Origin of the sequence: Dyella japonica A8 (assembly GCF_000725385.1) — a bacterium.
Lineage (GTDB): Bacteria > Pseudomonadota > Gammaproteobacteria > Xanthomonadales > Rhodanobacteraceae > Dyella > Dyella japonica_C.
This window is the reverse complement of sequence record NZ_CP008884.1, coordinates 736,996-759,736: the sequence shown is the minus strand read 5'-3', so window position 1 is coordinate 759,736 and position 22,741 is coordinate 736,996. Positions and strand designations below refer to the sequence as shown.

The window sequence follows — 22,741 nt, the reverse complement described above, 5'->3', positions numbered from 1 at the left end:
GCCGCGTCATACGGGGACCCGGGAGATCAAGAGCCAAAAGGCAAAAGCTAAAAGCCGAAGCAAGAACCCGAGCTGTCGGCGAAGCATCCAAAGAGGCGAGTTCCTTGTGGGAGCGCACCCTGTGCGCGACTGGGGCGTCTCGTAGTCACCGCTCCGTTAGGTTGTCGCGCACAGGGTGCGCTCCCACAGAAAAGCGGGGCGAGCGTGCGGGTCCCGTCCGCGCGGAAACGAAGCGAGGCTCCGCTTTAAGTCCTCATCGCTCCCGCGCGTTGCGAAGCGCTTGGAAGTACCCGCTGTGTAGAGGCGGAGGTGGGCAGGCAACGACTTACCTCACGCGTTCGGGCCTATCCCAACAGCATGCTGCCAGCTCTGGCTCTCAAGGCCATTTTCTTTGGGTTACTTTTCTTTTGGGCCAGCAAAAGAAAAGTGACTCGGCCTTCGGCAGAAGGTCGAAACGCCCGCTGCGTAAGCGGCCAGGTCGCGGAAGCGTACGAGGCGAAGACCAAACGCAAAGTCACTGGATCCCGGCCTGCGCCGGGATGACGGTGCTTATGGAGCGGTGGGGCTAGATGGCCCCCTTACCCCGACCCTCCCCCCCTAAAGCGCGCGCCTCTGGCCGCTCCCCCCCCGCCTAAGCAGGAAGAACGCGCAGCCCCAAGTCATTCCGCAAGCTACGCGCGCCTCCACATCACCGCTGACAGCGGCAATAGAGGCTGGCCTCAAAGCCAGCCCCCACCAGCGACGGATCAACCCGCCGCATCCGCCTCGACGTGGTAATGCGTCGCCACTTCCACTTCCTTCTTCGAGCCCAGGAACACCGGCACGCGCTGGTGCAGGCCAGAAGGCTTGATCCCCATGATGCGCTCGCGCCCGGTGGTCGCCGCACCACCCGCCTGCTCGATGATGAAGGCCATCGGATTGGCCTCGTACATCAGGCGCAGCTTGCCGCCCTTGGACTTGATCTTCGCGTCCAGCGGATAAAAGAACACACCGCCGCGCGTGATGATGCGATGCACGTCGGCCACCATCGAGGCGACCCAGCGCATGTTGAAGTCCCGGCCGCGCGGGCCGTCCTTGCCGGCCAGCAGCTCGCCGATGTAGCGCTGCATCGGCGCCTCCCAGTGGCGCTGGTTGGACATGTTGATGGCGAACTCGCCGGTCTCTTCCGGAATCTGGATGCTGCGGCGGCTCAGGATGAAGCTGCCCACTTCACGATCCAGCGTGAACTCGTGCGTGCCGTGGCCGAAGGTGAGCACCAGCACCGTGGCGGGGCCGTACACCACGTAACCGGCGGCGAGCTGGGTGGTGCCTTCCTGCAGGAAGTGCTCCGCCTTGGGCTCGCTGATGCCGTCCGGGCAGCGCAGCACCGAGAAGATGGTGCCGACGGAGATGTTCACGTCGATGTTGGAGCTGCCGTCCAGGGGATCGAACAGCAACAGGTGGTTGCCCTTCGGGTACATGTCGGGAATCGGCTGCGGATCTTCCATTTCCTCCGACGCGCACGCGGCGAGCTGGCCACCCCAGGCGTTGGCTTCGAGCAAGATCTCGTTGGAGATCACGTCCAGCTTCTTCTGCGCCTCACCCTGGATGTTGCCGGTGCCGGCCTCGCCGAGCACGCCGCCCAGGGCGCCCTTGTTGGTGGCCACCGCGATGCGCTTGCAGGCGCGCGCGACGACTTCGATCAGTAGGGACAGCTCGGCGTTCATGCGGCCGGCGCGGCGTTCCTCGATGAGGAACTGGATGAGCGAGATGGACTTCATGGCAAACCCGCAAGCAAAGGGACGCCTATTGTCCCGGCAGACCCCTCCGCTTGTCAGCTCAAAACCTGACCAGTGGGTTCATCTTCCCGTTCTGAAACCGTTTTCTGGCAAACCACCTGGCCCTGCCTACCCTTGTGGGAGCGCACCCTGTGCGCGACAGGGGCGCTGGGTCGATACCTTGGTGGCTGGTTTTCGCGCCGATGCCCACCGGGGCAAACCCGTCGCGCACAGGGTGCGCTCCCACCGAGGCTCGCCGCTGCCGCTCACCCCTGCTGACAACACGTTGGCAGCAGGGGGTCCTCAGACTTCCCCTCTGTCAGATGGAGGGACTCTCATGCGCGATACGGTGTATTTCCTGGCGTTCGATGGCTACGCGGACTGGCATGCGGCGCATGCGCTCTGCGAGATCCGCCGTCCGGGCGATTGGCAGTTGAAGACGGTGGGCTTTTCCATGCAGCCGGTGCTCTCGATGGGGGGGCTGCGGGTGGTGCCCGAGCTGACCCTGGACCAGCTGGACCTCAAGCGCGCGGCATTGCTGATCGTGCCCGGCGGGTACCTGTGGGAACACGGCCATGGCGACGAAGCGGTGGACGCGGCGCGCCGGGTGCACGCCGCCGGTGCGCCGGTGGCCGCCGTCGACAGTGGTGTGCTGGTGCTGGCCCGGGCCGGGCTGCTGGATGCCTGCCGTCATACCGGCAGCTGGCCGGGCCACATCGGCGCCCACGTGCATGGCTATGCCGGCGCCGACCAGTACGACGCCCATGTGCTTGCGGTCAGCGATGGCGGTGTCATCACCGCCAGCCAGCTGGGTTGCGTGGAGTTCGCCCGCGAAGTGATCCGCACGCTCGATCTCTACAGCCCGAGCGACCGCGAGCACTGGTACCGCCTGTTCAAGCACGCCCTGCCGCCGCCGTGGTGTGCGGGCGAAGCCGCCACGGCCGTGGCGGCGTGACCCACGTGACGAGGAGGACGTCATGGCATTCCCGATTGGAAAGATCCTGATGGCTTACCGGCCCCTGTACCTGCGCGGCTTGCTGATGGACGGCCAATACCGTCTGCCCGCCAGCACGCCGGCGCCCACACAGGGCACGAAGGTGAAAGTGAGCAAGGAAGTCGCGGCGACGCGCGTGCCCGCCGCATCAACCACCCTACGAGGAGCCCGTGCATGACCCGCATCCACCAAGGCAGTTGCCACTGCGGCGCCGTCCGCTACGAAGCCGAGCTTGACCTGTCCGCTGGCACGGGCCGCTGCAATTGTTCCATCTGCCGCAAGCTGCGTTTCTGGGGCGTCCGGGCCAAGCCGGAAACCTTCCGCGTGCTGAGCGGCGAAGATGCCCTGGTCGACTACCAGTTCGGCACCAACAGCGCACACAACCTGTTCTGTCGCCACTGCGGCACACATTCCTTCCATCGCGGCTATGTCGAGCAGATTGGCGGCGCCTACGTGTCCGTCAACGTGGCCTGCCTGGACGACGTAAGTGACGAAGACTGGGCCGCCGCACCGGTGAACTACGCCGATGGCCGCGACAACAACTGGCGGAACAGGCCGGTGGTGACCAGCTACCTGTGATCGCCCACGAGAGGACCGTGCCATGACTACGCAGCGCGTCACCTTTTATCACGCACCGAACAGCCGCTCCGCCGGCGCCCGCGCCCTGCTCGAGGAGCTGGGTGCGGCGTACGACCTGCACGTGCTCAGCTTCAAGAAGAACGAGCAGCGTTCCGAGCCGTATACGTCCGTCAACCCAATGGGCAAGGTGCCCGCCATTGCTCATCGTGGCGAGCTGGTGACCGAGCAGCCGGCGGTGTTTCTCTATCTCGCCGATCTGTACGCGGACAAGGGACTCGCGCCCGCGCTCGACGATCCGCTGCGCGGACCGTACCTGCGCTGGATGGTGTTCTACGGTTCGTGTTTCGAACCCGCCGCCGTGGATCGCGCCATGAAGCGCGAGGCGGTGCCGCCCTCCACCTGCCCTTACAGCGACTGGGACACCATGTTCAACACGCTGGTGGCGCAGCTGGAGCGCGGGCCGTACATGCTCGGTGATCGTTTCACGGCGGTCGACCTGCTGTGGGGCACGGCGCTGAAGTGGATGACGATGTTCAAGCTGGTGCCCGATCTGCCGGTGATCGTTGCCTATGTCGAACGCGTGGCGGCCCGGCCCGCGATGCAGCGCGCCGCGGCGCTGGATGAAGCGCTGGCGGCGGAGCTGGCGGCCTGAAGTGGCCAGCCGCGGCATGAACCCTCACCGTCATTCCCGCGGACCCCGAAAAGGGGGCAAGAGTGGGAATCCAGTGCCTTTTGCAGTTCACCGTAAAAACCAAAGTCTCTGGATTCCCGCTCTTGCCCCCTTTTCGGGGTCCGCGGGAATGACGGTGAGGATGAACTGGGCGTTGCGGCACATCCATGACTCCCGGCGCTGGCCCCGCACGCTCCGCTCCGCCATCATCTGCGGATGCGTCGCGCCGACCGGCTCTTCCTCATCATCCACGCCCTGCGCGGGCGTCGTACCGCGCTGCAGGCGCGCCAGCTCGCCGGCACGCTCGGCGTGTCGCTGCGCACCGTCTACCGCGACGTGGCCGATCTGCAGCTCTCCGGCGTCCCCATCGAGGGCGAAGCCGGCGTCGGCTATCTGCTGCGCAAGGGGTCGGACATCCCGCCGCTGATGTTCACCGCCGACGAACTCGAATCGCTGGTGGTCGGCACGCGCTTCGTGCGCGCCTTCGCCGGGCAGAAGCTGGCCGAAAGCGCGCAGGCCGCGCTGCTCAAGATCGAAGCCGTGCTGCCTCCCGACTTGCGCGACCGTGCCACGCGTACACGCATCTACGCACCCATCTGGCGCGACCAGAACAAAACGGAGTTCGCGGCGCTCATCGATCGCCTCAATGCCGCGATTACGGATAGCCAGGTGCTACGGCTGGAGTACAGCGACGAGGCGGGACGCACATCGACCCGTGATGTGGAGCCGCTGTGCCTGGCGTTCTGGGGAGGCAAGTGGACGCTGGGGACATGGTGTCGGCTGCGGGTGGGGTTCCGCAATTTCCGGCCGGATCGCATTGCCGGTTGCACGGTGACGGGTGAGCGGTTTGGCGATGTGGATGGGCGCAATCTGGATGCATATCTGGAAGCGATGCGGGGGTATTACGAGGGAATGGAGAGTTGAGGTTTTTCTTCCCGATGAGGCGCGCGGAGAGCGGGTTGGCCGTGGGTGGCTGCGGTCTTGTGGGGGTGAAGATGGGATTGGGGTGACGAGTGCAATCTGGCCGCACCGCTTCGTTCTTTAGCCGTCATCCCTGCGAAGGCAGGAGGCGCTTTTCAACAGCCGTATGGCTGGTCATCCAGTGACTTTGCTCTAGGCCTACGGTTTTAGCGATACCGTGATCTGGCTCGCCTGCGGCGGGCTTCCGAACTGCTGCCGCAGTCCGGGTTGCTTTCTCTTACTTGCCCAAGTCCCACAGGGATTAGCTTCGCGTCAGAAAGTAACCAAGGAGAAGGGCCACCCGCCCGCCGCGTCATACGGGGACCCGGTAGGTCAAAAGCCAAAAGCCAAAAGCCAAAGGCCAAAAGCCAAAAGCCAAAAGCCAAAAGCCAAAGCAAGAGCCCGAGCCTTCAGCGGAGCATCCCAAGGTCGCGGGACCCTTGTGGGAGCGCACCCTATGCGCGACTGCGGTGTCTCGAGATCACCGCTCCGTTAGGTTGTCGCGCACAGGGTGCGCTCCCACAGAAAAGCGGGCGGTCGTGCGGGTTCCGTCTGCGCCAAAGCGAAGCGAGGCTCCGCTTTAAGTCCCTATCGCCAGGGCGCGTTGCGAAGCGCTTGGATGTACCCGCTGTGTAGAGGCGGAGGTCGCCAAGCAACGACCTGCCTCACGCGTTCGGGCTTTTCCCCACGAAATGCTGCCAGCTCTGGCTCTAAAGGCCATTTTCTTTGGGTTACTTTTCTTTTGGGCCAGCAAAAGAAAAGTGACTCGGCCTTCGGCAGAAGGTCGAAACGCCCGCTGCGTAAGCGGCCAGATCGCGGGAACGTTCGAGACCTAAGGGCAAGAGCAAAGTCACTGGACCCCTGCCTTCGCAGGGGTGACGGCTAAAGAATGAAGCGGGAGGGCGAGCCCCGACCTTCGCCCCCTTTGCCCCCTTTGTTCCCTTCGCCCCCTTTTTCAGGGTGCGAAGGGATGACGAGTAGGAGGGCTGAGGCAAGAGCGACCTCTCCCCGTCCTAGACAGCACTCCTTGGAACTCCCAAGGCCCAATCACCGAAACCACCGCCAACATCCCGCGCCAGCGCCAGCGCCAGCGCCAGCGCCACGACTCCGCCCCCCAGAACGACTCACCCCACCAATCCGTTACCCTCACTCCGCGCACCCAGGCCGGAGCCACCCATGTCGACCACCGCCAGCCCCGCCACCAAGGCTTCCCCCACCTGGCATCTCGACCTGGTGGCCGGCCTGTCCATCGCCGGTCTGTTGATCCCCGAGGCCGTCGCTTACTCCGGCATCGCCAACCTGCCACCGCAAGCGGGTGTCATCGCCCTGTTCGTCGGCCTGGCGACGTATGGGCTGCTGGGGCGCAGCCGCTACGCCATCGTCTCGGCCACCTCGTCGTCCGCCGCGGTGCTGGCGGCGGGAACACTCGCGTTGGCCGGTGGCAGTGACGTGTCACGCGTGGCGATGGCGGCGACCCTGGTCTTGCTCGGCGGCGTCTGCTTCCTGATCGCGGGCGCGGCCCGGCTCGGTGGTCTTTCGCACCTGATCGCCCGCCCCGTGCTGCGCGGTTATACGTTCGGCCTCGCCTGCGTCATCGCGCTGAAGCAGCTGCCGCATCTGATGGGTGTGGCCGATGTGCATGGCGACTTCGTGCCGGCGTTGATCCTGCAGCTGGCGAGGGTGTTGCCACAGGTGAACGTGGCGGCGCTGGGCGCGGGCGTGGTCGCCTTGCTCCTGCTGTTCGCTTGCGAGCGGTTCCGCAAGCTGCCGGGCAGCCTGGTGGTCATCGCGCTGGGCGTGGCAGCCTCGGGTTGGCTGTCGGCGCACGGCGTGGGCCTGACCGGAGACATCCGCCTGGCCGCTGATCTTGGCTGGCCGACCTTGCCGCAGAGTGGCCAATGGTTGCCCAGCGTCGAACTCGCGGCCGCCCTGCTGCTGATCCTTTACGCGGAGTCGTACAGCTCCATCCGCGGCTTTGCCCTCAAGCATGGCGATACGGTGAACCCCAATCGCGACCTGCTGGTGCTCGGCGTGGCCAATGTGGTTTCCGGCGCGCTGCATGGCATGCCGGTGGGCGCGGGCTATTCGGGTACCTCCGCGAACGAGGCGGCCGGGGCGCAGTCGCGGCTGGCGGGGCTGATCGGTGCCGCCGCCGTGCTGGTGCTGGTGTTGATCGCGCTGCCTTGGATCGAGCGCATTCCCCAGCCGGTGCTTGCGGCCATCGTGATCCACGCGGTGAGCAAGTCGTTGCGGGTATCCGTGTTCGCTCCCTACCTGCGTTGGCATCGCGACCGGCTGGTGCTGCTCGCGGCGGTGGTGGCGGTGCTGTCGCTGGGCATCCTCAACGGCTTGCTGTGCGCTATCGCCTTCAGCCTGGTCATGTTGTTGCGCCAGCTCGCCACGCCGCGCCTGAGCGTGCTCGGGCGGCTGGCCGACGGCCACGACTTCGTGGACGTCGAGCAGCATCCTGGCGCCACGCAGGTGCCGGGCATGCTGATCGTGCGACCAGAGGAGCCGTTGTTCTTCGCCAACGCCGAGGCCATGCTGGCGCAGGCGCGCCAACGCGTGGAAGCCTGCCACGGGCTCAAGCGCGTGGTGCTCAGCCTGGAGGTCAGCCCCGACCTGGATGGCACCTCGCTCGAAGCCATCGGCGATTTCGCCACCTGGCTGGCCGCCCGCGGCATCGAGTTGCGCTTGGCGCGCCTGAAGGACGAGGCGCGCGATGCCCTCACGCGCATGGCGCTGCCCCAGCTTCCGCCACAGGCGCTGGAAGACTGGAGCGTAGAGGATGCCGTGTCGGCATCGCCGTCCACGACACCTTTGTCCAAGGGAAACCCGCAGTGAAGAAAGCTTTTCGCCTGACCTGGCTGGCCGCGGCCACCACGCTTGCCCTGGCCGCCCCGGCCTGGGCCGACACCGCCGCCGATGCGCGCTTCAGGCAGATCTACGAGCAGGAGTGGGCATGGCGCAACGGCCAGTCCGGCATTGCTTCCTCCGGTGAGGCCCAGCCCAATGGTTCGCGCCTGGACAACGTGGACGCGGCCAACCAGCAGAAGCGCCTGGATTATTGGCAGAAGGTGTCCAACGACCTCGACGGCATCGACGTGAAGCAGCTGTCGCCGGAAGAACAGGTCAACTACGCGGTGTACCGCGCGCAGATCCAGAACCTGCTGGCCGCGCAGAAGTTCAGGCAGTGGCAGATGCCGTTCAACAGTGACTCGGCGTTCTGGAGCGACCTGAACTACGTGCTGCAGGGCGACAACCTGCGCACGACGCAGGACTATCAGCGCTACATCGAGCGTCTCAACCAAGTGCCCGCCTACTTCCAGCAGCAGATCGACAATATGCGCGATGGCCTGGCGCGTGGCTTCACGGTGCCGAAGGAAGTGCTGAAGGGCCGCGATGTCTCCATCGCCGCCGTATCCGAACTCAAGGACCCGACGCAGAGCAGCTTCTACAAGCCGTTCGAGAAGATGCCCACCGGCATGCCCGCCACGGATGCCGACAAGCTGCGCAACGAGGCGAAGCAGGCCATCAGCGGCAAGCTGATCCCGGCCTTTGCCAACCTGCTCACCTTCTTCCGCAACGAATACGTGCCCAAGGCACGCACTACGCTGGCCGCCGAATCCATGCCGGACGGCAAGGCGTTCTATCGCCAGCAGATCATCGAATACACCACGCTGGACCTGGACCCGGACACCATCCACAAGGTGGGCATGGAGCAGGTGGCGAAGATCCACGCCGAGATGGTCAAGACCATGCAGGAGACGGGCTTCAAGGGAAGCTTCGCCGACTTCCTGCATTTCCTGCGCACCGACCCGCAGTTCTATGCCAAGACGCCCGATGAACTGCTGATGCGCACGGCATGGGTCGCCAAGCAGGTGGACGCGCAGCTCGGCAAGGAATTCGGCCGCCTGCCGCGCCAGCGCTTCGCCATCGTGCCCGTACCGGCCGATATCGCGCCGTACTACACCTCCGGCCGCGGCGGCGCGGGCACCTATCTGGTGAACACCTACGACCTGCCGTCGCGCCCGCTCTACAACATGCCCGCGCTGACGCTGCATGAATCGGCGCCGGGCCACTCGTTGCAGCTCGCCATGGCCGCCGAGCAGCATGGCCAACCGGACTTCCGCCGCGAGGGCTACATCTCCGCCTACGGCGAAGGCTGGGGCCTGTACTCGGAATACCTCGGCAACGAGATGGGCATCTACAAGACGCCCTACGAGCGCTTCGGCTACCTCACCTACCAAATGTGGCGCGCGTGCCGCCTGGTGGTCGATACCGGCATCCACCACCTGGGCTGGACGCGCCAGCAGGCGATCGACTTCATGACGCAGAACACCGCCTTGTCCGATCGCGAGATCGCCAACGAGGTGGACCGCTACATCAGCTGGCCGGGCCAGGCGCTGTCGTATGAACTGGGCTACCTGAAGATCCTGGAACTGCGCCAGAAGGCCGAGCAGGCGCTGGGTGCGAAGTTCGACATCCGCCACTTCCACGACACCGTGCTGCAGATCGGCTCAGTGCCGCTGCCGGTGCTGGAGATGCGCGTCGATCAGTTCATCGCCGCAGGTGGACCGGAGCCGGACTTCGGGTGTGATTGCGGGAAGGGCAAGGAAGGGAAGAAGTAGCGCTTCTGCGAGAAGGGATGCCGTCATCGCAAAGGTGATGGCATCCGCGTGAATCATAGCCATCGAATCCCTTAAGCTCGGCCCACGACTACGCAACGTTCAAGGGGAGAGCGGCGTCATGAGTGATGTGCAAGGAGTACTGGGCAAGGACTGGCACCGCGATATCCGCTATCCACTCGTGTTTACCGTCACCCGAGGTCAGAAGATAGCCTGCTGGTTGCTTGGGGTGCTGTTTGGCTCGATGGGGGTAGGGGTGTTGTTCCTTACGGGACAAGGCCGCATGGAACGTGGCGGGGCGTTCCTTACCGGCGCTATAGGTCTGTGCCTGCTCTACGTTCCCATCTATTGCGCACTTTATGCGAGTCGCGCACGGGTGACACTGGAAGCGAACGCCATTGAAGTGCGTAAAGCCTTCAGCAGGCGGCGAGTCGAAACGAGAGACATCCGGGGCCGCCGCATGATGCAAGGAAGAGGCGGTATTTACCCAGTGATCGTGCCGAAGGCGGGTACAGCGTTGCGGCTCGAAGGATCGATCTTTGGTCTTGATGACCGCTTCAAGGCTTGGTTCAACGCCTTGCCTGACCTCGATGGGCAGGAGCGTACCGAAACCCTCGCCGAGGTATCGCGCGACGCCTCGTTGGGCGCCAGTCCGCAGGAACGGATGGCGAAGCTGGAAAAAGCCAAGACATTGGGAAAGGGGCTTGGTGCAGCAGCTACCGCACTCGCGTTCTGGGGTTTCTTCTACCCTCAGCCCTATGGTCTCGTGATAGCCGCAGCGGCATTGGTGCCGTGGGTGGCGGTACTGCTGCTATGGGTGAGACCAAGTCTGTTTCAGCTTGACGGCAGGCCTGGCGATGTCAAGCCAAATCTGGCGGCGCTGGTGCTCATGCCGCCTCTCATGCTTGCGATGCGTGCGATACGCGATCTTACGGTGGTGGATTTGGGGCACCTGTTCCTGTGGGGGGCGGTGCTGGCGGCTCCCCTATACCTCGCGTTGCTACTCGCGCCGCAGTCCGGTTCCACACCTATGCGGGGACGCGTCGCGCTTCGTCTGCTGTTGGTGCCATTCGTGGTTGCCTATGGCGTTGGCTTGCTGGCTTTGACAGATGCCATGTGGGACCACGCGCGGCCCGAAGTGGTCGAAACCACCATCACTGGCAAGGACGTGAGCCGCGGAAGGAGCACGACCTACTACGTGCATCTCGCGCCTTGGAGCACGAACATACACGAAGACCGTATTGCCGTTACGCGTGCCTATTACGAGTCTGCGCAGAAGGGGGATTCGGTATGTATCCGACTGCATCCAGGCAAGTTCAATCTGCGCTGGATGCAACTTGGCGGCTGCAGCACGTGAGTGCGCGTCAGGGCTTCTTCGTCGGCGCATTCCTTCCCGTTTCGGCGTAACGCTGCAATCGCTGCAGTTGCTCCATCAGCACACCGTCAACCGCCGGGGCGATCTTGTCCAGGCCGCTGGCACCGGAGCCGTTGACGCGGTACTCGAACTGCAGCGCCGTGCCTTCGGGCGCGGGTTTCAGTGTGAAGGTCATCACGCCCGTCACGGCCATCGACTGCAGAGGGCCAAGTGCCGTGCTCAGGCGCAGCGCGTGGCCGGGGGCGGCCCAGATCACGCGGCCGTGTTCAACGCTCTGGTTGTCCCAGCGCTCGCAGAAGCAGCCGCCAGCCTCGGCTTTGAGGCTTAGGTGCGACGCATCACCGGAATAGGTGTGCTCGCTGTTCCACCAGTGGCCAATGTCCGCCAGGGCGGCGTAGAGCTTGTCGGGTGGCGCGTGGATGGTCCGGCTGTCCTGGATCAGCAGATGATCAGGCGCGGCCTCCTTCACCTCGGCACGCCCCCCGGGGGCGACCAGCAACAACAGGATGGCGGCCGCAACGGCTTGGCTACGCATGGTGGTTCCTCCCGACGGGGCGGGCCGAGTATGCGGCGGGTGTGCAGGCGCCTGTACTGGCCGAACGGCAGATGACCAGCCCACTGGCGAAAAATTCACCAGTGGAGTAAATTGTCAATCAACTTCACAGGGAGAGTCGAACCATGGCGGCTCATCTCCAGCCCGAAAGCCACCCGGCCACCGATCTCGGCGGCCCCGCGCTGCGCGCCTTCTTCAACATCGCCGAGCGCTGGCACCTGCGCATTGCCGACCAGCGCCGCCTGCTGGGCGATCCGCCGGAATCGACCTTCTACAAGTGGAAGCGCCTGCAGAGCGGCACGCTGGGGCGGGACACGCTCGAACGCATCAGTTATCTGCTGGGCATCTTCAAGGATCTGCAGATCCTGTTCCCCGATCCGGACCAGGCCGACGGCTGGGTCCATCGCGCAAACAAGGCCACGCTGTTCGGCGGCCGGCCGGCGCTAGACCGCATGCTCTCCGGCAACGTGGCCGACCTCTACGTGGTACGCCAGTACCTCGACGCCCAGCGCGGCTGACGCCAACCGATGCTCCCCTGTGGGAGCGCACCCTGTGCGCGACGGCCGCGCCGTAGCGTCCACACGCCGCGCCCAGCCACCTTGCGTCCCACGTCGCAACCTGCGATACGCCGCTCCGACATACTTCTTTCCCTCTGGCAGATCGCGTGAGAGATCCACGTCATGGCCGACATTCCACCGCTCAAACGCATCCGCTGGAGTCATGCCTACCGCATCGTTCCCAGCCGTTTCCCGCCCATCGGCGTATTCGACCGCATTGCCGAGCCGGCTGACCTGGAGGCGCTGTATGCGATCGAGGCGATCACCAATCCGCGCCTGCGCAACGAGATCGGCGACCTGCATCTGGTGCCACCGGAGCGGCGCGTCAGCGGCCCTGGCACCACGCCGGTGATGGCGGCGTTCACGCATCTCAACCCCGAAGGCAGCCGCTTTTCCGACGGCACGTGGGGCGTGTTCTACGCCGCACACACTGTGGCGACGGCGGTGGAGGAAACCGTCTACCACCGCGAGCTGTTCCTTGCGGCCACGTCCGAACCGCCGTGCGACATCGAGATGCGGTGCTATGGCACCAGCATCCAGGCGAAGCTGCACGACCTGCGCGGGGGATGGAAGGCCGAGCACGATCCGGACCATTACGCTGCCGGTGTCGCGCTCGCGCGCAAGTTGCGCAACGCGGGGTCGGATGGACTCGTGTATGACAGCGTGCGCCATGCGGGTGGCGAATGCGTGGCCGTGTTCTATCCCGATCGCGTCGCACCTTGCGTACAGACGCAACACCTGATGTATCGCTGGGACGGCAAACGCATCGCGCAGGTGCTGACGGTCGATGAGTGGAAGCGCAGCTAGCGGCGGTCCACCTTCAGGACAATAAAAGGGGCCCTTCTCACGAAGGGCCCCGCAGCTTCCCTGCTGACGGGTCTCCCCTTAGAAGCGGTAGCCCACGCTGGCGCCGAACACGATCGGATCGATCTTGGCCTTGCCCACCTTGGTGCCATCGACCTTCACGTCGCTCTCGATATAGGCCCAGCGCACATCCACCGTGGCCAGCCACTTGTCGGAGATCTTCATGTCGAAGCCGACGCGCGCAGCCGGGCCCCAGCTGTTGGCGATGCTGACACTGCTGCCGTAGAGGGCACCGGTGCCGTGCGTGCTGTAGAAATTGGTGTAGTTGACGCCCGCGCCCACGAACGGCGACCAGGCAGCATCGGGCATGAAGTGATAGTTGATGCCCACCGTGGGCGGCAGTTCCATGGTGCGCGCCACGGTGCCCAGGCCGGCAAGCTTCACGTCGTGCTGGAACGGCCATGCACCGAGCACGTCCACGCCCCAGTTCGGGGTGAACATGTATTCAAGGTCGATGGTGGGCCGCGTGCTGCTGCTCACATCGGCGCGCGCACCAGCGAGGGTGCCGTTGTTGCCCTTGGGCGCGACGACGGCGCCGCCGACGCGCACGACCCACGAATCCGCGCCTTCCGCATGGGCGGCGGGGACGGCGAGTGCACCGAGAGTAGCGGCAAGGGCGAGGGGAAGCAGGGCTTTCATGACGTGGGTTCCATCGTGTTTTCGTTGGGGACAGCGTCATGGTCGTTAGGAACTCGTTGTCTCCTATTGATCCAGGTCATATCGCCGTGGGGCATTCGGACGCAGCCGCACACGCGAAAAAGAAAAGGCCCGCACGATGGCGGGCCTTTCGTCGTTTACAGCAACGGGCGTTGCGATCAATTGTCCGCGTTGGTCGCCCAGCCCTCGCGATTGCCGCGCGTGAACACGCGGTCGCTGTCCAGCACGTCGCCCGCCGCGTGCGCGGGCGTTTCGCGCAGCTTTGCGTAGATGGGCGTGAAGTCCGGGCGCGTGGCCTCGAACAACTGCTCGAAGCTGTCGATCACGAAGTAGGTCTGCTGGAAGGTGTCGATGCGGTAGCGCGCGCTCATCACGCGCTCCAGGCCGAAGCCGATGCGGTTCGGCGAGGCCGAGTCCAGCGAGTAGATCGACTCGCCCTTGGAGCTGACGATGCCGGCGCCGTAGATGCGCATGCCTTCCTTCGTGTTGATCAGGCCGAACTCCACCGTGTACCAGTACAGGCGCGTCAAGTTCATCAGCGCTTCGGGGCCGATCGCGAAGGCCTTCATGCCGCCGCGGCCGTAGGCCTGCATGTAGTCGGCGAACACCGGGTTGAGCAGCAGCGGCACATGGCCGAACAGGTCATGGAACAGGTCCGGCTCGCTCAGGTAGTCGAGCTGGTCCGGCTTGCGGATCCACCAGCTCACCGGGAAGCGGCGGTTGGCAAGGTGGTCGAAGAACACTTCGTCGGGCAGCAGGCCTTCCACGGCCACCAGCTCCCAGCCCGTGGCCGCGCCCAGCACCTTGTTGAGGTCGGCGAACTTCGGGATACCGCCGTCACCCATGCCGAAACGTTCCACGCCATCCAGGAACTCCTGGCAGGCCCGGCCCGGCAGCAGGTCGCGCTGACGCTTATACAAGGTGTCCCACACCTCGTGGTCGGTGGCGGTGTAGTCCGCCCACGGCTGCTCCACGATGCCCGTGGCATACACCGGCACATAGCCACGATCGGTCTGCTGATGTTCAACGCGGCGTGGTGTGGTGCTCATGACGTGCTCCTGGCGACAGGCCTGGTTTGCTTGGACAACTCAGCATAGGGCGATTGCCGCGCACGTTGATTGTTTTGTTGCATCTGCGCAGGCCGTTTGCGCAATAATCGTGTTCCTACCTATGTATCTATGGAGATTTATTGCCATGGCTACCCTGGATCGTACTGATCTGCGGATTCTCACCGTCCTGCAGTCGGAGGGGCGCATCACCAATGCCGAGCTGGCCGACAAGGTCAGCCTTTCGCCGTCCGCCTGCCTGCGCCGGATGCAGCGCCTGGAAGGCGAGGGCGTGCTTACCGGTTACAGCGCCCAGGTGGATCCCCAAGCCGTGGGCCTGGGCCTGCAGGCCTTCGTCCGGGTGCAGTTGAGCAAGCATGAGAGCGCCCTGGTGGAACGCTTCGTGGCGCTGGTCAACGACTGGCCCGAGGTGGTCTCCTGCTATGCCCTGACCGGTGACATGGACTACCTACTGCATGTCTATGTGACTGATTTGCAGGATTTTTCGCGCTTCCTGCTGGACCGGCTGCTGAATGCTTCAGGGGTGGCCGATGTCAACTCCAGCTTTGTACTACGCACCGTGAAGCACTCGCCTGCTTTGCCGTTGGGCCAGCTTGAGCATTGAAGGTGCGACGCGGGGACGCAGGATGCGACTAACGCTAAACTAACCGGACTGATGAACAGCCATTCCCTTACCGCCCCAGCCCGCCGAGACCTGATGCGACCTTTGCGCTACCTCTGGCGCGTGCCTTTGCTGCTGCTGCACATCGTGCTGGGCATCCTGCTTTGTTCCCTGGTGCTGACCTGGCGCCGCGACGTGGTGATGAAGAACGGCCGTGAGCCGTTTGCGCACCGCACCATCCGCTGGTGGTCCACGGCGTTGCTGCGCATTTTTGGCCTGCGCTCGGTCCGCGTGGGCACGCCGCTGGCCGACCCGGTGCTGTTCGTCGCCAACCACACCTCCTGGATCGACATCGAACTGCTGCACAGCCAGCGTGCCGCCTGCTTCGTGGCCAAGGCGGAAATCGCCAGCTGGCCGCTGGTGGGCTGGCTGGCCTCGGCGGGCGGCACCATCTTCCATCGCCGCGGTAGCAACCATTCGCTGGCGGCGGTGATGCAGGTGATGGTCGATCGCCTGCGTGCCGGCCGCTCCGTGGCGGTGTTCCCGGAAGGCGGCACCGGCCATGACGGCGTGCTGCGCGTGTTCCATGCGCGCATTTTCCAGGCGGCGCTGGATGCCGAGGTGCCGGTGCAGCCGGTGGCATTGCGCTTTGCGCGCGACGGCCGCCGCGTGATCGACGCCGGCTTCCGCCAGCACGAAAACTTCATGCAGAACTTCCTGCGCCTGCTGGGCGAGGCGCCGCTGGATGCCGAGGTGCACTTCCTCGAGCCCGTGCCGGCCACGCCCGATGCGCGCCGCCGCATGGCGGAAACCTCGCGGGAGCGCATCGCGCTGGCGCTGGAAGACAAGCCGGGCAACGACAAGCAAGCATGATGCTACCCAGGGGAAAGGATTTTCTGCCGCCGGGGCCGCTGCGTAGCGGTCATGTCCAGACCATGCTGTCTTCCAGCGGCGTGCGTCGCCTGCTGCTGCCTAAGCGCGCGCAGACCGTGCTGCAGGGTTCGGAGCCGGTGATGGTCAATGGCGGCGATGGCGTGCGGCTCACCGGCGCGTACACGGCACAGCGGTCCCATCCGCAATCGCGCGGGCTGGCTGTGCTGTTCCACGGCTGGGAAGGCAGCGTCGACTCGACTTACGTGCTGCAGACCGGCAGCCGCCTGCTGGCCGACGGCTGGGACGTCTTCCGCCTGAATTTCCGCGACCATGGCGACAGCCACCATCTGAACGAGGCGCTGTTCCATTCGTGCCGCATCGACGAGGTGGTGCATGCGCTGGGCGACATCGCGCAGCGTTTCCCCATGCGGCCGATGGTGCTGGCCGGGTTCTCGCTGGGCGGCAATTTCGCGCTGCGTGCCGCCATGAAGGCGCAGGCGGCCGGCCTGCCGCTCAGCTACGCACTGGCCGTGTGCCCGATCATCGACCCGGGCGAGGGCCTGTTCTCGCTGGAAGGGTCGGCGCCGTGGTTCTACCAGGCGTACTTCATGCACAAGTGGCGCCGCTCGCTGCAGGCCAAGCAGGCCGCCTTCCCCCATCGGGAGTACTTCGAGCTCGCCGAGCTCAAGCAGAACCTGCGCGGCCTCACCGCGGCGTTGGTGGCGCGGCATACCGATTTCGAATCGCTGGAAGCGTATCTGGACGGCTATTCGGTGGCCGGCCGCGCGCTGGCGGACATGCACGTGCCGTGCACCATCCTCACCGCGCGCGACGACCCCGTCATTCCGGTGGACGCCTTCGAGAAGCTCGAGCTGCCTGCCAACGTGGAGCTGGACATCGCCAGCTACGGCGGCCACTGCGGTTTCATCCGCGGCTGGGACATGACCAGCTTCACCGACGACTACATCGCCGCGCGCTTCAACGCGGTCACGGCCTGATCCTTCCTTTCCCTGTGGGAGCGCACCCTGTGCGCGACAGCGTACCTCAGGCGCCAGTCGCGCACAGGGTGCGCTCCCACAGGCATAGGGACATCGGCGTGCGCCAGCCGTCACAACGCCGCTGCATCATGCGCGTCAGCATCATTCGTCTTTCGGGAAGGAGAAAACGGCATGGCACACGCCAAGGGCACGTTCGAGGTAAAGATCACGCCGCAGGCCCCGCAGGACGGCGTAGGTGACCCCAGCGTCGGCCGCATGGCGCTCGAAAAGCAGTTCCAGGGCGACATGCAGGGACAGGGCCTGGGCCAGATGCTGGCGGTCGGCACGGCGGTCGATGGTTCGGCCGGCTATGTGGCGATGGAGCGGGTTACCGCCAGCGTGCACGGCCGCCAGGGCAGTTTCGCACTGCAGCACAGCGGCACCCTGAATCGCGGCACGGCGCAGTTGTCGGTCACCATCGTGCCGGATTCGGGCGCCGATGGCCTGGCGGGCATCGCGGGCCGGTTGTCGATCACCATCGCCGGCGGTGTGCACGCATACGACCTGGAATACACGTTGCCGGATACACCATGACGCTTTCCCGGCTCGCTGTCGTGGCGCTACGCTTCCGGACTCCCCTCATGGAGCACCTTCCATGCGCAAGTTGATCCTTGGTCTGCTCGGACTCTTCGCCGCCCACGCGGCGCTGGCGGCGCCGCAACTGGACAAGCTCACGTTGCCGAAGGGATTCCACGTTGCCGTGTATTCGGATCAGGTACCGAACGCGCGCGAGATCGCGTTGGGCGCCAAGGGCACTGTATTCGTTGGTTCCAACAGTGCCGGCAAGGTGTATGCGCTCACCGACAGCAAGGGCGACGGACACGCCGACAAAGTGCGGGTGATCGCCAGCGGACTGCAGCTGCCGGTGGGCGTGGCGTTCAAGGACGGTGACCTGTATGTCTCCGCGGTAAGCAAGATCCTCGTGCTGCGCGATATCGAGAACCACCTCGACAACCCGCCCACGCCGGAAGTGGTCAACGACACCTTCCCCACCGAGACCCACCACGGCTGGAAGTTCATCGCCTTCGGCCCGGACGGCAAGCTGTACGTGCCGATCGGCGCGCCGTGCAATATCTGCGACAAGGGCAAGGACTACGCCAAGCTCACGCGCATGAATGCCGATGGCAGCGGACTGGAAGACGTTGCCTACGGCATCCGCAACACCGTCGGCTTCGACTGGCAGCCGAAGACGAAACAGCTTTGGTTCACCGACAACGGCCGCGACCTGATGGGCGACGAGATGCCCAGCGACGAGCTCAATCGCCTGTCGCATATCGGTGAACATTTCGGCTACCCGTACTGCCACCAGGGCGACACGCTCGATCCCGAATTCGGCCAGGGCAAGAACTGCAAGGACTACACGCCACCGGTCTACAAGCTGGGCGCGCACGTGGCCTCGCTGGGCATGCGTTTCTACGAGGGGTCGCAGTTCCCGGCCAGCTACAAGGGCGCCATCATCGTGGCCGAACATGGTTCGTGGAATCGCACCAAGAAATCGGGCTATCGCGTGATGACCGTCCATCTCAACGGCGACAAGGTCACCGGATACGAACCCCTGCTCGACGGCTTCCAGCAGAACGAACAGGCCTGGGGCCGGCCGGCTGACGTGCAGCCGCTGCCCGACGGGAGCCTGCTGGTGAGCGACGACCTGGCCGGCGCGGTCTACCGCGTGACCTACGAAAAACCCTGAGGCGGCGCCCTCACGGCGACGCGATAATGAGCCATTGCCATCATCCGGGAGAACAACCTTGCAATTGCGCAGCGACAGTTTTGAACACGGCCAGCCCATGCCGGCGCGGCTGGCTTTCGGCAAGCGCGGCGAACCCTTCGCCCTGTCCGACAACCTCAGTCCGCACCTGGCATGGAAGGATGCGCCGCACGCGACGCGATCCTTCGTGCTGACCTGCCTGGACTTCGACGTGCCCAGCAAGCCGGATGACGTGAACAAGGAAGGGCGGACCGTGCCGGCCGACCTGCCGCGTGTGGAGTTCGTCCACTGGCTGATGGCCAATATCCCGGTGGAGTGCGGTGAACTGGCCGAAGGCGCATGCAGCGACGGCATCGTCGCACGCGGCAAGCGCGCGCCCTATGGCCCGCCCGGCAGCGTGCAGGGCTTGAACGACTACACCGGCTGGTTCGCGGGCGATGCCGACATGGGCGGCGAATACCTTGGCTACGACGGCCCGTGTCCGCCGTGGAACGACGCCATCGTCCACCACTACCACTTCCGCCTGTACGCGCTGGACGTGGAGAGCCTGCGACTCGCCGATGGTTTCACCGTCAACGAATTGCGCGCGGCGATGGATGGCCATGTGCTGGCGGAGGCTGAAATCATGGGCACTTACGCGATCAATCCCGCGGCAGCCTGAATGCCGGCATCGCGAGCGTGAACCGTGACCAAAGGCCGGTGCGGCGTCAGGTCATTTTCACGCTCGCAAGGCACGGCCTGTGGGTGAATGGCGCAGGGACGATGTCATGCCCACGAGAGGACCGCACCATGCTCCACTACGCCCTGGTATTCCTGGTCATCGCCGTCATCGCCGCCTTGTTCGGTTTCACGGGCATCGCGGGCGCGGCTGCGGGTATGGCGAAGATCCTGTTCGTCATCTTCCTGATCCTGGCCATCATCGCGTTCTTCCGTCGCGCAAGCTGAGCGACGGCACGCTGGCGCGGCATCCCCTGCTACGCATGACTCCGCAACATTGGTTAGAGTGAATGTCCGCCTCAACGGAGAACGTCATGAACAAGCAAGTCCAGGCGCATGAGGAAACCACGGCCGCCGAGCGCATCGAAGATCGCGCCGAGCGCATCAAGCAGGCCACCACCTCTGCCGTGACGAACACCAAGGAAGCCGTGGAACGTGCGGCCGACCACGTCGAAGACAGCCTCCATCGCGCCACCGACAAGGCCGCTGACGCCGCCACGCGCGCCACCGAGAAGGCCGACGAGTACCGCCAGCGCGGCCGCGAAGCCTATGACGACGCCATCGACCGCGCCGACGAGTGGCTGGAGCGCGCCCGTGACTACGTGCGCGAAAAACCCGTGCAGTCCGTCGCCATCGCCCTTGGCGCTGGCTGGTTGCTGGGCCGCATACTTCGCCGCTGAGTGATTGATCTGGCTGAACCGGGGACAGCGGATGGACCAGACCGGACGCGATGACGCGCCCGCCTCGCCTGACGAGACGCCACCTCCTGCGCCGCCGGGCCTGCTGGACGACATCGGCCGCCTGGGTCGGGCGTTCCAGAAACTGTTTGGGGCACAGCTCAAGCTGCTGGCGGCGGAACTGGGGCTGGCCCGCAGCGCCGTCCACTGGCTGCTGGTGGCGGGGTTGATCGCCACGGTGGCCGCCGTTGGCTTCGGACTGACCTTGCTGGGCCTGATCGGCTGGCTGCTGGCGCAGTGGTTCGGCTCGTGGACCTGGGCCTTGCTATCGCTGGCGGTGGTGGAACTGGTTTTCCTCGGTGGCGCGCTGGTGCTGTTCCGCCGCTGCATGCACTGGATGACCTTGCCCGCGACGCGGGGCGAATGGAATGCGATGATGCGCGAGGCCCTGCGTCGTCCCGATCCGCAGGGCGACACCCGCCCGGAGGACGTGCCATGAGCCTCATCAAGCAATTGCATGCGGTACGCGAAGCGCAGGGCCGCGCGCAGGACGCTCGTGGGGAACTGGCCGTGCCCGCGCAGGCCTTGTTGTCGCGCGGCCAGCGCCATCCGCTGACCACGGTGGGCGCAGCCGCGGGCGCGGGCTTCGTGCTGGGCCAGCTGAACGTGCATCCGCTGCGCGTGCCCGGCCTGGGGGCGCTGCTGAGCGGTACCGCGGCCGAAGTCGTGGGCCAGGCCATGCGGCTGGTCGCGGAGTTCGCGCAGGACCAAAGCGACGCCTCATGAACACGCCGTCATCTTCGCAACCGCCTGTCGCCGGGGGCGACGAGGCGGCGATGGACCTGTCCGTTGAAACGATGGCCCACAGCGCCGGGGCAGCGCCGAACCTGTCGCGGGCGCAGCGCGCGCAAACGGCGCGCAAGCAGCTGCGCGGCATCCGCATCGTGCTCAATATCTTCCTCGCGCTGGCGCTGCTCTACACGGTGACGATCACCAAGCAGCTGCTGATACCGCTGGTGCTCGCTTCCTTCATCGGCCTGGCACTCAATCCGGTCGTGGCCCGTTGTTCGCACGTGGGCATTCCCCGCTGGCTGGCGGCCAGCGTCCTGATGATCGGGCTGATCGCCGGAATCGGTACGGGCATCGGCAAGCTGACGCAACCTGCGCTGGGCTGGGTGCAGGAAGCCCCGACAGCCATCCGCAGCTTCATCCCCAAACTGCGCAGCGTGATGCAGCCGCTGGAAGCAGCGAACCGTGCCACGCAGGGCCTGACCGGGCCCACGCGAGTGCAGGGATCCGCGCAGTCGCCGCTCTCGATCACTATCTGGGACATCGTCGCCACCACCCCGAAAGTGCTGGCCGGCGTGCTCACGGTGGTCTTGCTGGTGTTTTTCTTCCTCATCTATGGCGACCTCCTGTTGCGACGACTGGTCGAGGCCTCGCCGGACTTCGGTTACAAGCGGCACGCCGTGTCCGTGGTGCGTGGCATCCAGTACGAGGTATCGCGCTACATCCTCACCGCCACGTTGATCAATGCCGGCCTTGGCGCCGTCACCGCCGGCATGCTGTGGCTGTATCACATGCCTGATCCGCTGCTGTGGGGCGCGGTGGCGATGCTCGCCAACTTCATCCCCTATGTCGGTGCGATCAGCACCACCGCCGTGCTCGCGGTGGTGGGCCTGCTCAATTTCAACCAGGCCGGCGCCGCCTTGTTGCCGGCGCTCACCTTCGCGGGCATCACTGCGTTCGAAGGCAATCTGATCACGCCGCTGATCCAGGGCCACCGCATGCGGCTCAGCCCGATTGCGATCCTGCTGTGGCTGTTGGTGTGGGGTTGGTTGTGGGGCATTCCCGGCGCCTTGCTCGCCGTACCCATGCTTACCAGTGCCAAGCTCGTGGCCGAGCGTGTGCGCGGCTGGCGTTGGTTTGCGCGGATGGTGCAGCGCTGATGTCCACCGCGGAGGCACCGTTCGCCATCCGGTTCGTGACAGCGCAGGACTTCGCAGCGTGGAGACCGCTGTGGGACGGTTACAACGCTTTCTACGGCCGTCGCGGCGAGACGGCCTTGCCCGAAACATTCACGCGCATCGCATGGTCGCGCTTCCTCGACCCCGCGGAGCCGATGCACGCCCTGGTGGCCGAGGGTGATGGCAAGCTGCTCGGCCTCGCGCATTACCTGTTCCATCGCAACACCACCAACCCCGCGGACAACTGCTACCTGCAGGACCTGTTCACCGTACAGGCGTCGCGTGGTCTGGGCGTGGGCCGCGCGCTGATCGAAGCGGTCTATGCGAAGGCGCGCGAAGCCGGTGCCGGGCGGGTGTACTGGCAGACGCACGAAACCAATGCGACGGCCATGCGGCTGTACGACAAGCTAGCCGAGAAGTCAGGGTTCCTGGTGTACCGCAAGCCGTTGTAGTGTCGCGGCATCTCACGTTCGCAACGGGTGGATGCCATGCACGCACGA

The 22,741-nt window shown here is 65.2% G+C and carries 26 protein-coding genes; 22 read left to right on the top strand and 4 right to left on the bottom strand.

Translation table 11 applies throughout. The features are described 5' to 3' along the window. Positions 1 to 746: 746 nt before the first annotated feature. A complete protein-coding gene (locus HY57_RS03125) occupies positions 747 to 1,760 on the bottom strand; it encodes a class 1 fructose-bisphosphatase (RefSeq protein WP_019463536.1) in 1,014 nt (337 codons plus the stop codon). Between the two features lie 334 nt (positions 1,761 to 2,094). Between HY57_RS03125 and HY57_RS03120 the strand changes: the two genes are divergently transcribed. The 8 genes from HY57_RS03120 to HY57_RS03085 all read left to right on the top strand — a co-directional run bounded on the left by HY57_RS03120 (position 2,095) and on the right by HY57_RS03085 (position 10,945). Further along, entirely contained in the window at positions 2,095 to 2,712 is a 618-nt protein-coding gene (locus tag HY57_RS03120) for a DJ-1/PfpI family protein (RefSeq protein WP_019463537.1), read from the top strand. A 22-nt stretch (positions 2,713 to 2,734) separates the two neighbouring features. Beyond that, a complete protein-coding gene (locus HY57_RS03115) occupies positions 2,735 to 2,929 on the top strand; it encodes a hypothetical protein (RefSeq protein ID WP_019463538.1) in 195 nt (64 codons plus the stop codon). After that, positions 2,926 to 3,330: a GFA family protein gene (locus HY57_RS03110; RefSeq protein ID WP_019463539.1), complete on the top strand. Its 405-nt coding sequence runs from the start codon at positions 2,926 to 2,928 to the stop codon at positions 3,328 to 3,330. The genes HY57_RS03115 and HY57_RS03110 overlap by 4 nt, the downstream gene beginning before the upstream one ends. A gap of 22 nt (positions 3,331 to 3,352) precedes the next feature. Further along, complete coding sequence (locus tag HY57_RS03105) at positions 3,353 to 3,982, top strand: glutathione S-transferase family protein (protein ID WP_019463540.1); 630 nt, start codon at positions 3,353 to 3,355, stop codon at positions 3,980 to 3,982. Between the two features lie 234 nt (positions 3,983 to 4,216). Continuing rightward, positions 4,217 to 4,924, top strand: a complete 708-nt coding sequence (locus HY57_RS03100) for a helix-turn-helix transcriptional regulator (RefSeq protein WP_019463542.1) — start codon at positions 4,217 to 4,219, stop codon at positions 4,922 to 4,924. A gap of 1,212 nt (positions 4,925 to 6,136) precedes the next feature. Then, the gene (locus HY57_RS03095) at positions 6,137 to 7,804 is read left to right on the top strand and encodes a SulP family inorganic anion transporter (protein WP_019466494.1); all 1,668 of its coding nucleotides are present in this window, start codon (positions 6,137 to 6,139) and stop codon (positions 7,802 to 7,804) included. Continuing rightward, the gene (locus tag HY57_RS03090) at positions 7,801 to 9,591 is read left to right on the top strand and encodes a DUF885 domain-containing protein (protein WP_019466495.1); all 1,791 of its coding nucleotides are present in this window, start codon (positions 7,801 to 7,803) and stop codon (positions 9,589 to 9,591) included. The genes HY57_RS03095 and HY57_RS03090 overlap by 4 nt, the downstream gene beginning before the upstream one ends. A 118-nt stretch (positions 9,592 to 9,709) precedes the next feature. Beyond that, positions 9,710 to 10,945, top strand: a complete 1,236-nt coding sequence (locus HY57_RS03085; protein ID WP_019466496.1) for a hypothetical protein — start codon at positions 9,710 to 9,712, stop codon at positions 10,943 to 10,945. Positions 10,946 to 10,952: 7 nt separating this feature from the next. Here the strand turns inward: HY57_RS03085 and HY57_RS03080 are convergent, their stop codons facing one another. Then, positions 10,953 to 11,498, bottom strand: coding sequence for an SRPBCC family protein (locus HY57_RS03080; RefSeq protein WP_019466497.1), 546 nt, complete (start codon positions 11,496 to 11,498; stop codon positions 10,953 to 10,955). A 143-nt stretch (positions 11,499 to 11,641) separates the two neighbouring features. Here HY57_RS03080 and HY57_RS03075 point away from each other — a divergent pair, with 143 nt between their 5' ends. Both HY57_RS03075 and HY57_RS03070 read left to right on the top strand, forming a co-directional pair. Continuing rightward, entirely contained in the window at positions 11,642 to 12,034 is a 393-nt protein-coding gene (locus HY57_RS03075) for an MbcA/ParS/Xre antitoxin family protein (protein ID WP_019466498.1), read from the top strand. Between the two features lie 162 nt (positions 12,035 to 12,196). After that, entirely contained in the window at positions 12,197 to 12,880 is a 684-nt protein-coding gene (locus HY57_RS03070; protein ID WP_019466499.1) for an RES family NAD+ phosphorylase, read from the top strand. Positions 12,881 to 12,958: 78 nt separating this feature from the next. On the opposite strand, the gene HY57_RS03065 is transcribed toward HY57_RS03070, so the two are convergent. Together HY57_RS03065 and phhA are read right to left on the bottom strand one after the other, a co-directional pair. Next, positions 12,959 to 13,576, bottom strand: a complete 618-nt coding sequence (locus HY57_RS03065; protein WP_019466500.1) for an OmpW/AlkL family protein — start codon at positions 13,574 to 13,576, stop codon at positions 12,959 to 12,961. 176 nt (positions 13,577 to 13,752) lie between these two features. Continuing rightward, positions 13,753 to 14,643 (bottom strand): phenylalanine 4-monooxygenase, encoded by an 891-nt coding sequence (phhA, locus tag HY57_RS03060; protein WP_019466501.1) that lies wholly within the window; start codon positions 14,641 to 14,643, stop codon positions 13,753 to 13,755. 145 nt (positions 14,644 to 14,788) lie between these two features. Between phhA and HY57_RS03055 the strand changes: the two genes are divergently transcribed. The 12 genes from HY57_RS03055 (at position 14,789) to HY57_RS03000 (ending at position 22,693) form a co-directional block, all read left to right on the top strand. Further along, positions 14,789 to 15,265: an Lrp/AsnC family transcriptional regulator gene (locus tag HY57_RS03055; protein ID WP_019466502.1), complete on the top strand. Its 477-nt coding sequence runs from the start codon at positions 14,789 to 14,791 to the stop codon at positions 15,263 to 15,265. A 93-nt stretch (positions 15,266 to 15,358) separates the two neighbouring features. Beyond that, positions 15,359 to 16,135, top strand: a complete 777-nt coding sequence (locus tag HY57_RS03050; protein ID WP_019466503.1) for a 1-acyl-sn-glycerol-3-phosphate acyltransferase — start codon at positions 15,359 to 15,361, stop codon at positions 16,133 to 16,135. Further along, entirely contained in the window at positions 16,132 to 17,133 is a 1,002-nt protein-coding gene (locus HY57_RS03045; RefSeq protein ID WP_026034143.1) for a YheT family hydrolase, read from the top strand. Before HY57_RS03050 ends, HY57_RS03045 begins: the two co-directional genes overlap by 4 nt. 171 nt (positions 17,134 to 17,304) lie before the next feature. After that, the gene (locus tag HY57_RS03040; protein ID WP_019466505.1) at positions 17,305 to 17,706 is read left to right on the top strand and encodes a DUF3224 domain-containing protein; all 402 of its coding nucleotides are present in this window, start codon (positions 17,305 to 17,307) and stop codon (positions 17,704 to 17,706) included. A 61-nt stretch (positions 17,707 to 17,767) separates the two neighbouring features. Beyond that, positions 17,768 to 18,862, top strand: coding sequence for a PQQ-dependent sugar dehydrogenase (locus tag HY57_RS03035; protein WP_019466506.1), 1,095 nt, complete (start codon positions 17,768 to 17,770; stop codon positions 18,860 to 18,862). A gap of 58 nt (positions 18,863 to 18,920) precedes the next feature. Continuing rightward, complete coding sequence (locus tag HY57_RS03030) at positions 18,921 to 19,541, top strand: YbhB/YbcL family Raf kinase inhibitor-like protein (RefSeq protein ID WP_019466507.1); 621 nt, start codon at positions 18,921 to 18,923, stop codon at positions 19,539 to 19,541. Positions 19,542 to 19,669: 128 nt separating this feature from the next. Further along, positions 19,670 to 19,825, top strand: coding sequence for a DUF1328 domain-containing protein (locus HY57_RS21105; protein WP_019466508.1), 156 nt, complete (start codon positions 19,670 to 19,672; stop codon positions 19,823 to 19,825). Positions 19,826 to 19,911: 86 nt separating this feature from the next. Next, positions 19,912 to 20,277 (top strand): DUF883 family protein, encoded by a 366-nt coding sequence (locus HY57_RS03020; protein ID WP_019466509.1) that lies wholly within the window; start codon positions 19,912 to 19,914, stop codon positions 20,275 to 20,277. A gap of 31 nt (positions 20,278 to 20,308) precedes the next feature. Beyond that, positions 20,309 to 20,773, top strand: a complete 465-nt coding sequence (locus tag HY57_RS03015; RefSeq protein ID WP_019466510.1) for an ABC transporter ATP-binding protein — start codon at positions 20,309 to 20,311, stop codon at positions 20,771 to 20,773. Then, positions 20,770 to 21,060 carry a hypothetical protein gene (locus HY57_RS03010; RefSeq protein ID WP_019466511.1) on the top strand — a complete coding sequence of 97 codons (291 nt, stop codon included), beginning with the start codon at positions 20,770 to 20,772 and terminating at the stop codon, positions 21,058 to 21,060. Before HY57_RS03015 ends, HY57_RS03010 begins: the two co-directional genes overlap by 4 nt. A gap of 71 nt (positions 21,061 to 21,131) precedes the next feature. Further along, a complete protein-coding gene (locus HY57_RS03005) occupies positions 21,132 to 22,223 on the top strand; it encodes an AI-2E family transporter (RefSeq protein ID WP_430536788.1) in 1,092 nt (363 codons plus the stop codon). Next, positions 22,223 to 22,693: a GNAT family N-acetyltransferase gene (locus HY57_RS03000; protein WP_019466513.1), complete on the top strand. Its 471-nt coding sequence runs from the start codon at positions 22,223 to 22,225 to the stop codon at positions 22,691 to 22,693. Before HY57_RS03005 ends, HY57_RS03000 begins: the two co-directional genes overlap by 1 nt. The last annotated feature ends 48 nt before the right edge of the window (positions 22,694 to 22,741 follow it).

Coding starts and splice junctions, on each gene's coding strand:
- HY57_RS03075 (WP_019466498.1), top strand. CDS start 11,642: ATGGCGGCTCATCTCCAGCCCGAAAGCCACCCGGCCACCGATCTCGGC.
- HY57_RS03095 (WP_019466494.1), top strand. CDS start 6,137: ATGTCGACCACCGCCAGCCCCGCCACCAAGGCTTCCCCCACCTGGCAT.
- HY57_RS03035 (WP_019466506.1), top strand. CDS start 17,768: ATGCGCAAGTTGATCCTTGGTCTGCTCGGACTCTTCGCCGCCCACGCG.
- HY57_RS03065 (WP_019466500.1), bottom strand. CDS start 13,576: ATGAAAGCCCTGCTTCCCCTCGCCCTTGCCGCTACTCTCGGTGCACTC.
- HY57_RS03105 (WP_019463540.1), top strand. CDS start 3,353: ATGACTACGCAGCGCGTCACCTTTTATCACGCACCGAACAGCCGCTCC.
- HY57_RS03125 (WP_019463536.1), bottom strand. CDS start 1,760: ATGAAGTCCATCTCGCTCATCCAGTTCCTCATCGAGGAACGCCGCGCC.
- HY57_RS03070 (WP_019466499.1), top strand. CDS start 12,197: ATGGCCGACATTCCACCGCTCAAACGCATCCGCTGGAGTCATGCCTAC.
- HY57_RS03120 (WP_019463537.1), top strand. CDS start 2,095: ATGCGCGATACGGTGTATTTCCTGGCGTTCGATGGCTACGCGGACTGG.
- HY57_RS03045 (WP_026034143.1), top strand. CDS start 16,132: ATGATGCTACCCAGGGGAAAGGATTTTCTGCCGCCGGGGCCGCTGCGT.
- HY57_RS21105 (WP_019466508.1), top strand. CDS start 19,670: ATGCTCCACTACGCCCTGGTATTCCTGGTCATCGCCGTCATCGCCGCC.
- HY57_RS03115 (WP_019463538.1), top strand. CDS start 2,735: ATGGCATTCCCGATTGGAAAGATCCTGATGGCTTACCGGCCCCTGTAC.
- phhA (WP_019466501.1), bottom strand. CDS start 14,643: ATGAGCACCACACCACGCCGCGTTGAACATCAGCAGACCGATCGTGGC.
- HY57_RS03110 (WP_019463539.1), top strand. CDS start 2,926: ATGACCCGCATCCACCAAGGCAGTTGCCACTGCGGCGCCGTCCGCTAC.
- HY57_RS03050 (WP_019466503.1), top strand. CDS start 15,359: ATGCGACCTTTGCGCTACCTCTGGCGCGTGCCTTTGCTGCTGCTGCAC.
- HY57_RS03000 (WP_019466513.1), top strand. CDS start 22,223: ATGTCCACCGCGGAGGCACCGTTCGCCATCCGGTTCGTGACAGCGCAG.
- HY57_RS03010 (WP_019466511.1), top strand. CDS start 20,770: ATGAGCCTCATCAAGCAATTGCATGCGGTACGCGAAGCGCAGGGCCGC.
- HY57_RS03005 (WP_430536788.1), top strand. CDS start 21,132: ATGGCCCACAGCGCCGGGGCAGCGCCGAACCTGTCGCGGGCGCAGCGC.
- HY57_RS03055 (WP_019466502.1), top strand. CDS start 14,789: ATGGCTACCCTGGATCGTACTGATCTGCGGATTCTCACCGTCCTGCAG.
- HY57_RS03040 (WP_019466505.1), top strand. CDS start 17,305: ATGGCACACGCCAAGGGCACGTTCGAGGTAAAGATCACGCCGCAGGCC.
- HY57_RS03100 (WP_019463542.1), top strand. CDS start 4,217: ATGCGTCGCGCCGACCGGCTCTTCCTCATCATCCACGCCCTGCGCGGG.
- HY57_RS03080 (WP_019466497.1), bottom strand. CDS start 11,498: ATGCGTAGCCAAGCCGTTGCGGCCGCCATCCTGTTGTTGCTGGTCGCC.
- HY57_RS03015 (WP_019466510.1), top strand. CDS start 20,309: ATGGACCAGACCGGACGCGATGACGCGCCCGCCTCGCCTGACGAGACG.
- HY57_RS03085 (WP_019466496.1), top strand. CDS start 9,710: ATGAGTGATGTGCAAGGAGTACTGGGCAAGGACTGGCACCGCGATATC.
- HY57_RS03020 (WP_019466509.1), top strand. CDS start 19,912: ATGAACAAGCAAGTCCAGGCGCATGAGGAAACCACGGCCGCCGAGCGC.